The sequence below is a fragment of the Cronobacter sp. EKM101R genome, from assembly GCF_963888145.1.
GTDB lineage: Bacteria > Pseudomonadota > Gammaproteobacteria > Enterobacterales > Enterobacteriaceae > Cronobacter > Cronobacter turicensis.
In genome coordinates, this window is record NZ_CAWPHW010000018.1 from 1 (window position 1) to 7422 (window position 7422).

The window sequence follows — 7422 nt, forward strand, 5'->3', positions numbered from 1 at the left end:
CAGAACCGGCGCAAATAATACTCAACAAAGATGGCAATTCAATAACCGTAATTTAAAAATGGGTAAATTTTTGTATTTTTTATAACAAAACAAGAATCGCTGGAAGCGACACCAGAAAAGAAAAAACCGCTCGAGTGCGCTTTTTATAATTTAGGCAATAATATCAAATTCTGCTTAATTCTGCCGCTAAAAATCTACTTTTGCAAGCGATGGCATTAAATTTTCACGTTTTTGGTTTTGCCGTTTTTTGCTGGCCTTCAGCAGCGCGTCGACATCGAGTCGATCGAATATCTCCCGGATCGCTTCCCAGTGGCGAGCGTAGCCTTTCCACCAGTTCTTAGCCGTCACGCCCGCCAGCGCCGCCAGCTCAGTTTGTTGGTAGGTTTTGCCTGCGCCGGGCCCGCCGCGCAGCTCGCGTTTAACATCCTGCGCCGCAAGCCATACCAGCGCGCGCAGACGGGCCACGGTTTTGGCGGCAATACGTTTTCCTGCCAGCCCGGCGGTGAATACCTCCCATCCCCAGCGCACGATCTCCATCTGGTAGGCGTAGCGGGTATTTTCGCCATAACACCACATTAACCAGGCGATTTCATGTAATTCCAGCGCCAGTACTGCGCGTCTCCAGCTTGCTGTGGCATACTCGACCGGCAGCACAAGCGGAATATGCGAGCCTTTCGCGCGTGACTGCACGCCCGGTACTGGCTCGTTCCAGACGGCCACAAGTTCGCCCGTTTCCGGGTCTGTCACTTTTAGCGGCTTGCGCTTATGGCGACTGGTAATCAGTTGCGCATTCTCTGCGAACGCCACCAACTGGCCCTTTGTGCTGCCACTCAGATTGGCCAATGCGACTATCAACTGCTGGCGAATAAATTCATTAGCGTGAGTCATTTGGGCCCCCCCAGACCGCGCCTCGTTAGCTCACAAAGCGTCAGTACGATGGCGCGATCCATCAGCGCGCGACGCTCCTCTCTCGTCAGTTCTCTGCCATTATCAATGGCGTGATGGCAGTCAACACACAGCGCCGCAGTCAGACTATCATCGACCTTGAGTCCTGTGCCCTTACCCTCGTTACGGTAAGCAGCCAGTCCCCTCCAGCGATTACAGAGCACGCAACATTCTATCTGGCGCACAGCGGCCAGCCATTTTGCACTCAGGTAAATACTCCCCATAGTCACCCCCACAACCGCTGCTGAAAAGTTCTGTCCTGGCGTGGCGGGTATTTGCTCTCCGGCAGGAGCACGCGAACGGTGAATTTACGGCAGTCCGCAGAAAGATAGCGCTCAACTTTTGCCCCGCGCAGACGATACCGGGATATCAACTCATCAGCCTCTTCGGCAGAGCAATCAGTATGTTCAAACCAGCCCATACGCATGATACGCATGATTAAGCCTCCTGCTTCTGACGCAACTGCATGTATTCACAGTCGGCCGGAATGGTGAGCTGGCACCCGATACTCAGCGCCCAGGCCTCTACCCGCGTGAGGAAAAAGTGCATTTCGCCGGTATCGAGATCGGAGGTATGCCGCAGGGAGCGGATCGTAGTTTTCTCGCCGGTGATGACGTCGGTCATCTCGCGTTCTTCGTAGCCGAGGTAGGAATGCTTAAGTGCATCTTTTACCCACTCAGGGGTTGCGAAGGATTTGCCGCGTGAAATGAGGTACTGGCTGATTTGCTCGTACCACATGTGGCTAAGGTTATTTTGTGAAAGGCTTCGGGTTTCACGCCAGGGCCGGAGTATCAGCCGCAAGCAGTCCCCACTGGCAAGCAATGGTTCTATTTGCTTACCGATTGCAGTGAAGTTGGATTTATGGAGACGGATGCCGTCTTTTGGAAAGTTCATGCGCCACCTCCGCAGAGGTTAGACGCCGGACAAAGAATATCACCACTACCTGATAATTGCAGGAGCAGTGCGGTTACGCATTGTTGTTCAGTGTATTCTAAATGCACCACTACTCACCTCGTAATGGTGCGACAGGTGCCAGTTGTTCAGGCTGACATCTTAATTATAGCTTACTCTTTTTTAGAGCAGAAGTACCCGATAGCTTCGGTATGTGCTTCCCAGCTAATCAGTATGACGTCTGGTGGAATGGGAATTACAACAAATGATCCATCCTCGCGTGTCACCACCTCATAGCATCCCGGTACGGAAAGTGCAGCAATCAGTTCCTTTTCATTCATGGTGAAAATTCCTGTGAAAATGAAACATCTCCACTCGGGGAGTCCCACCCATACTTTCCTGTGCGCCATGCAAGGAGAGGAACTGAAGCCATTCAGACAATCAAATCATTAGAAAACCACAACAATAATCGTGTATTAAAGAATGGAACGCACCACAACCTCGGGGTTATGGTGGGAACAACAAAAAGAGAGAGCCAAAGACCTCATATTCCCGTCCATCTATTCAGTAACTGCTATTTCCGTATTACTATCCATCCCATATGTACTGCGGCGTCAATAAATGATTCAAAACCCCCTTAAAAATCATCAATCAACAATGGACGCTGTAATGCGGGGAAATCAATTTCCAAAAATGAGATGATGACGTGAAAGTGGCGTGTGATGGATTGTTTCTGACTGAAAGAGCAATCCTCCGGCTTCCGAAAAACCTCCCATGCCTGAGCGGCTTCAAGCATTTTGGCGTTGCGGGCTGCGCCGCGTACTGCCCAGAGGAAACAGAAACGGACATTGCGGGCAATTTTCACAAAACCCTCACAAGAACCAAGGTCAATGATCGTTTTATGTGGTAGATAAAAATAAATCAATCTATTAAATAGATCAATTATTGAAGTAACAGCAACATAAAAACCCGCCGAAGCGGGTTTTTATGTTGAAATATCATTTTCGTTTGAAGAGGTACTTGGTAACGACTAACACTAGGCCAAATACCTCTGTAAGCGTTCCACCCATGTATAGCTGCAGGGTCAAATCCTTGAACGATAATAGCCCAGCTCCGCCAGATATAAAAACACCATTCATGATCAACAACTGACAAGCCAAGATGATCAAAAACCATATGCCGTAAGTCTTCTTCAACTTAATTTCGGCTTCGAAATCTTGATTGTCTAGTTTGCGTCTTTCAGGATCCAGAGCTTCTACTTGCCTCGCAGCCGGTACAACTGGAGTGGAAGCCGGGTGTTTTTGGGATTCCGGCTGCCCGTCATCTTCTGAAATCTGCCTGTGTTGTTTGAGGGTTTCTTTTAACTGACGCAGAACCTCTGACTTAATTTTGCCGTCTTCTCCCGGAGTCCTTTCTTCCTGCATTTTTAACGACTCATCTCAATCCTAAGTTCTTTAGGCGAAACCTCATCGCGTCGTCAGACACGCCAAAATAATGAGCCATTATGTAACTTGGGTTACCTTCAGCATGAAGCTTTTTGACTTCATCTACTGGCATAAGTAGTTCGGCAGAAAACCGATTAGCAAAAATTTCATCAGGATGAGTGCCGTTGCTTGCAGCCTCCCCCCTAAGATCTACATATTCATACTCATCGCTCTGATCAGCCTGACGGGCTATGTAATGTCCAAGCTCATGGCCGCACGAAAACCTCTGGCGGACTTTGTTATCATCGCCATTCAAAAAAATGGCCGGATCCTGATCTCTTTGTTTTATCAAAGCACCAGACACCTTAGCGGGCAAGTATGTAATAAAGACATCAAGCCCCATTTCATTTGCAATCTTTGCTGGATCGACGGGAAAGCCTCGACCACACCAAAAAGCATCCAGTACACGTCGTGCATGTTCTCTTGGGTTAGTAGCCATAAGTCCTCCACATACCATTTCATCATTGAAATGCCCAAATCTTCGACATGCGCACTTTGCCTTTAGCAACCCCGCATGTTCAAACACATCTTAAACAATACTTTTTAGAATGAATACTGGATGAAAGAAAAAAACCAGAAACCACATGAGGCCATTTGTAAACAAGATAATAAAAACCCGCCGAAGCGGGTTTAGTGTGGGTGCATTGAGGATACCTGACACATCAGGGGTGGCGGGGATTCCTCCCCGCCGGTCTCTTACTCCTCAGATTCGTAAGCTGTGAAGACAGCGACCTCCATATGGCCGGTTCGGATTCGTACCTCGCAGAGGTCTTTCCTCGTTACCAGTACCGCCATAACGGCAGTAATACAGATGACGATCAGGGCGATTAATATCGCCTTTGGCTGCTTCATAGCCTGCTTCTCCTTGACCCGAAGGTCTGTAAGAGACTACTCTAATGTTGTCTGGCATTAGATGTGGCCTCGGTTAATGTTGAACGCCTTGCAGGGCGTTGAATGTTTCCGGGGCTTTTCTCTATCTGCCTGTAGTGTTCATGCCCGAGGCAGATAGCCTCAAGCACCCGCAGGAATATTACTTAACTCACTGCCCTGTCGCAAATTTTCAGCCTAACGAAGAGAAATTTGTTTACCCCTCAGCCAGTCATCTCGTGTTTTCCTGGCAACCTCAATCATCCCCTGCAGATCATCAAGCGTAAGACTACCGGCCTCGTCACATGGAATTATCAAAAAACCTGCGCACATCATATGTTCAAAGCATTGCTCGGGGTTCATCACTATCTGGCCCGGCATTAACGGCATGCTTGATACAGGTAATCCGTTTTCGAAGTATGTAATTATGGCGTGTTGCGAAGGTATTGGCTGGGCCTCAGGCGGGGTTGTTTCGAAGCCGTTCTGCCGGAAGTAACAATCTTCCAGTTTTTCGAAAACCTCCCACGCCTGATCGGTTTCGAGCATTTTGGCGTGGCGGGCTGCGCCGCGTTCTGTCCAGAGGATGAGGGAGCGGACTTTGGGGGAAATTTGTAAACCTCTTTGAGAGGTTCGCAAATCATCAAGTTCAAAGCCACTTACTTTAAAGAAGTGTTTTCCTGAAATAAAACGACATTCATTACGTTTGAAGTTCTGACGTATATGCTTCCCTTCAGTTTTGTATAGCCTTGCAAGTAACTCAGTCGTGATGACGGGAATGTTGCAATGGGTAACAACGGTGAGGGATTCTACGGAAAGAGTTTCCATGATTTGTGTCCTATGAGATTGTTCAAGTCCCCATGTTCAGTGGGGTGGTCAGGTACTTGAACACCGCTCATAGACGGCCTGTATCCTTAGCCTTTCAGCTGTTGTTCGGAATACACGCTACCCGACCATTATTCACAAAATCTGGACGCAAAAAAACCGCATGTCTGTCGGGTGCGGTAACCGCTATGAGAGGTGTGTTCAGCACCTATGACTATCATAAGTTCATTAACATAAATGCGTCAAGTCTGATCCGTTTCGAGCATTTTGGCGTGGCGGGCTGCGCCGCGTTCTGTCCAGAGGATGAGGGAGCGAACATTCGGGGCGATTTTCACAGACTCGCTTAAAGATAGTCTGTGTTTCATGTGTCGAAGTTCATCGCCCACTAATTTATAGAAATGCTTCCCTTCGACAAAACGCTCTGTATTGCGGGCATGATTCTGCTGAATACGAATTGATTCCGTTCCATAAAGCTGCGCCAGTAGTTCGGTAGTGATAACGGGGATCTGGTTGTAGACGATCGGAGAAAGTGTTTCGACAGAGATTTGAGTGGTCATAATGACGCCCTCCGGTGATAGGTTTTTTTATCACCACCACCGACGCCAATCGGATTGGGTGGTGAGACGTACAGGGTTGGCGTAACCGGATCACCGACCGGCGAGCCTTTCGGCTCCCCCATACGCCCCACCATAATTCAGATGCGCGTATGCAAACGACAATAAAAAACACGCTCGCGGCGTGTCTCTGTCGCGGTGAAATTCCGGGACGCCAATCCCGGCAGCCGATTTTTCGGCTGCGCGGAGAATATAGCCCCGGATATCCGTTGTCGTCAACAGGCCATCGTGTGTTATCCTTGAATAGTGTTCAATCCTACTCGCAGAGGTTTATCATGCGTACAACTCAGCAATTCAGTATCACCCTCACCAACGAAATGGCTGATATGGTTCGCGCCCGTGTCGCTTCCGGAGCCTATGCCTCTGAAAGCGAAGTCATCCGGGAAGGATTGCGGGCATTGCATGAGCGCGACAAAGCCATTGAAACATGGCTTGCCAACACCGCAGCTCCAGCTCTTGATTCCATCAGAAAAAATCCAGAAAAAGGGCGTTCTTCAGCTCAGGTTCGTGCAGCTGTTCGTACCGGGAAATAACCCCGGATGGAATTCGAGGTTATATTCACCCCGGAGGCGGAGCAGCAGATTGTCAGCCTCCACCGTTACATCTCCGAACAAGCCAGCCCGGCTGTTGCCGATGGGTACATTGATACCCTGATTGATTACCTTGATAGTTTCTCTACTTTCCCCGAGCGCGGCAATAAACGTGACGACATCAGGCCGGGTTTGCGGGTAACGAACTTTCGACACAGAACCGTTATCGCTTTTGCTGTCGATGCGGAGAAGGTGATTATCGCCGGAGTCTTCCACGGCGGGCAGTCTTATGAAACCCTTCAGGATTAATAGTGACTGCTCCTCGCCCGACAAGGCGGGGAGCTGTTACGCACGAATAGCACCTCACACGCTCGCGAAGCGCCTCAATTTCAGCGGCCATGTAATAACCCACGCGGCTAAACACATCAGCGTTATCACCCGCGATTTCCAGCTCCATGCATGCCATCAGCCTGGCGTCCTGGTAATTGTCGCTGCCGTCGGTAACAGCGATGGAATATGTGTCGTTCCCGGTTTTATTGATAAGCACGACTGGATTGTGAATTTTGCTCATCTGGCGGACTCCTGATTTAACTGCGCAAGGATGTCCTTGTTCTGATTCAGCACCCGCAGCGCGGCACAGACACGTTGCCACTTCTGAACGTTGCTTTTTGCCCGACGCAGCTCGCAGTTAGCTACGCGCAGAGACGGGAAAATCAGGTCGTCAGAGCGCTTTTCGGTGAAAGACGGTATCGACGACACGAATTCCCCGGCCCGACATCCGCTCTGACCCTCCCGTTCTGTCGACGGAAAACGATTGCGATCGTCCCGTGTTGCGTTTTCCGTGCTGCCGGAACCCACTTGCACCACTTCAGCATTTTGAACGCTCATATCGCCATTTTTTGCTTTTTCGGTCAGCCACCACATCGGACCGTTGTTGTCAGCCTCCCCACGGCGTTTCAGCATCCACAGTTCGTTAATCGCTTCATTGCGCGTCATTCCCAGGCGTGCTGCAACTTCCTGTGACGATGCTTTCCCCATCGCTTTCAGTGCGTCAAAAACAGTTTCCATAAAAAACCTCACACAATTTCAGACATATCCCGCCGCTTTCAGTTTTTCTGTGTTCATGCTGCTCTACGCCTTGATGCTTCAATGCTTTTCTGCTCTTCGATGATTTCCAGCGCTTCGGCAAGCACCAGACCTTCCATCGTGATTACGCCCTCTTCGCTGATTTGGGCCAGCGCCAGCAGCTCAGCCAGGCGCCGGGCCTTT

At 49.7% G+C, this 7422-nt stretch carries 11 protein-coding genes and 4 pseudogenes; 2 read left to right on the forward strand and 13 right to left on the reverse strand.

Annotated features, from left to right (window positions below):
- Nucleotides 1-186: 186 nt before the first annotated feature.
- The 11 genes and pseudogenes from AACV31_RS12325 to AACV31_RS12375 all read right to left on the reverse strand — a co-directional run.
- Nucleotides 187-888, reverse strand: coding sequence for a bacteriophage antitermination protein Q (locus tag AACV31_RS12325; RefSeq protein ID WP_165157162.1), 702 nt, complete (start codon nucleotides 886-888; stop codon nucleotides 187-189).
- A complete protein-coding gene (locus tag AACV31_RS12330) occupies nucleotides 885-1169 on the reverse strand; it encodes a hypothetical protein (protein ID WP_255491439.1) in 285 nt (94 codons plus the stop codon). Before AACV31_RS12330 ends, AACV31_RS12325 begins: the two co-directional genes overlap by 4 nt.
- A 2-nt stretch (nucleotides 1170-1171) precedes the next feature.
- Nucleotides 1172-1381 carry a hypothetical protein gene (locus AACV31_RS12335; RefSeq protein ID WP_255491440.1) on the reverse strand — a complete coding sequence of 70 codons (210 nt, stop codon included), beginning with the start codon at nucleotides 1379-1381 and terminating at the stop codon, nucleotides 1172-1174.
- Nucleotides 1382-1383: 2 nt separating this feature from the next.
- Nucleotides 1384-1839 (reverse strand): YbcN family protein, encoded by a 456-nt coding sequence (locus AACV31_RS12340; RefSeq protein WP_165157164.1) that lies wholly within the window; start codon nucleotides 1837-1839, stop codon nucleotides 1384-1386.
- A gap of 170 nt (nucleotides 1840-2009) precedes the next feature.
- Complete coding sequence (locus tag AACV31_RS12345; protein ID WP_165157166.1) at nucleotides 2010-2177, reverse strand: hypothetical protein; 168 nt, start codon at nucleotides 2175-2177, stop codon at nucleotides 2010-2012.
- 382 nt (nucleotides 2178-2559) lie between these two features.
- Nucleotides 2560-2701: pseudogene (locus AACV31_RS12350) on the reverse strand (ORF6N domain-containing protein); the annotation flags it as partial.
- A gap of 133 nt (nucleotides 2702-2834) precedes the next feature.
- Nucleotides 2835-3260, reverse strand: a complete 426-nt coding sequence (locus tag AACV31_RS12355) for a hypothetical protein (RefSeq protein ID WP_255491441.1) — start codon at nucleotides 3258-3260, stop codon at nucleotides 2835-2837.
- 10 nt (nucleotides 3261-3270) lie between these two features.
- A complete protein-coding gene (locus AACV31_RS12360; protein ID WP_165157168.1) occupies nucleotides 3271-3759 on the reverse strand; it encodes an ImmA/IrrE family metallo-endopeptidase in 489 nt (162 codons plus the stop codon).
- 257 nt (nucleotides 3760-4016) lie between these two features.
- Nucleotides 4017-4172, reverse strand: coding sequence for a Hok/Gef family protein (locus tag AACV31_RS12365; RefSeq protein WP_085000993.1), 156 nt, complete (start codon nucleotides 4170-4172; stop codon nucleotides 4017-4019).
- A gap of 213 nt (nucleotides 4173-4385) precedes the next feature.
- The gene (locus AACV31_RS12370) at nucleotides 4386-5012 is read right to left on the reverse strand and encodes an ORF6N domain-containing protein (RefSeq protein WP_370458118.1); all 627 of its coding nucleotides are present in this window, start codon (nucleotides 5010-5012) and stop codon (nucleotides 4386-4388) included.
- 245 nt (nucleotides 5013-5257) lie between these two features.
- A pseudogene (locus AACV31_RS12375) lies at nucleotides 5258-5566 on the reverse strand (ORF6N domain-containing protein); the annotation flags it as partial.
- Between the two features lie 332 nt (nucleotides 5567-5898).
- On the opposite strand from AACV31_RS12375, the gene AACV31_RS12380 reads away from it, so the two are divergent.
- Together AACV31_RS12380 and AACV31_RS12385 are read left to right on the forward strand one after the other, a co-directional pair.
- Nucleotides 5899-6156: a type II toxin-antitoxin system ParD family antitoxin gene (locus AACV31_RS12380; protein ID WP_165157170.1), complete on the forward strand. Its 258-nt coding sequence runs from the start codon at nucleotides 5899-5901 to the stop codon at nucleotides 6154-6156.
- 6 nt (nucleotides 6157-6162) lie between these two features.
- The gene (locus AACV31_RS12385; protein ID WP_165157172.1) at nucleotides 6163-6462 is read left to right on the forward strand and encodes a type II toxin-antitoxin system RelE/ParE family toxin; all 300 of its coding nucleotides are present in this window, start codon (nucleotides 6163-6165) and stop codon (nucleotides 6460-6462) included.
- 258 nt (nucleotides 6463-6720) lie between these two features.
- On the opposite strand, the pseudogene AACV31_RS23200 reads toward AACV31_RS12385, so the two are convergent.
- Nucleotides 6721-6912: pseudogene (locus AACV31_RS23200) on the reverse strand (DUF1627 domain-containing protein); the annotation flags it as partial.
- Nucleotides 6913-7068: 156 nt separating this feature from the next.
- A pseudogene (locus AACV31_RS23205) lies at nucleotides 7069-7221 on the reverse strand (DUF1627 domain-containing protein); the annotation flags it as partial.
- Nucleotides 7222-7422: the final 201 nt, after the last annotated feature.

Bases quoted from the DNA above. Each gene is read 5' to 3' on its own strand.
- AACV31_RS12325 (WP_165157162.1), bottom strand. From the start codon at position 888: ATGACTCACGCTAATGAATTTATTCGCCAGCAGTTGATAGTCGCATTG.
- AACV31_RS12330 (WP_255491439.1), bottom strand. From the start codon at position 1,169: ATGGGGAGTATTTACCTGAGTGCAAAATGGCTGGCCGCTGTGCGCCAG.
- AACV31_RS12335 (WP_255491440.1), bottom strand. From the start codon at position 1,381: ATGCGTATCATGCGTATGGGCTGGTTTGAACATACTGATTGCTCTGCC.
- AACV31_RS12340 (WP_165157164.1), bottom strand. From the start codon at position 1,839: ATGAACTTTCCAAAAGACGGCATCCGTCTCCATAAATCCAACTTCACT.
- AACV31_RS12345 (WP_165157166.1), bottom strand. From the start codon at position 2,177: ATGAATGAAAAGGAACTGATTGCTGCACTTTCCGTACCGGGATGCTAT.
- AACV31_RS12355 (WP_255491441.1), bottom strand. From the start codon at position 3,260: ATGCAGGAAGAAAGGACTCCGGGAGAAGACGGCAAAATTAAGTCAGAG.
- AACV31_RS12360 (WP_165157168.1), bottom strand. From the start codon at position 3,759: ATGGCTACTAACCCAAGAGAACATGCACGACGTGTACTGGATGCTTTT.
- AACV31_RS12365 (WP_085000993.1), bottom strand. From the start codon at position 4,172: ATGAAGCAGCCAAAGGCGATATTAATCGCCCTGATCGTCATCTGTATT.
- AACV31_RS12370 (WP_370458118.1), bottom strand. From the start codon at position 5,012: ATGGAAACTCTTTCCGTAGAATCCCTCACCGTTGTTACCCATTGCAAC.
- AACV31_RS12380 (WP_165157170.1), top strand. From the start codon at position 5,899: ATGCGTACAACTCAGCAATTCAGTATCACCCTCACCAACGAAATGGCT.
- AACV31_RS12385 (WP_165157172.1), top strand. From the start codon at position 6,163: ATGGAATTCGAGGTTATATTCACCCCGGAGGCGGAGCAGCAGATTGTC.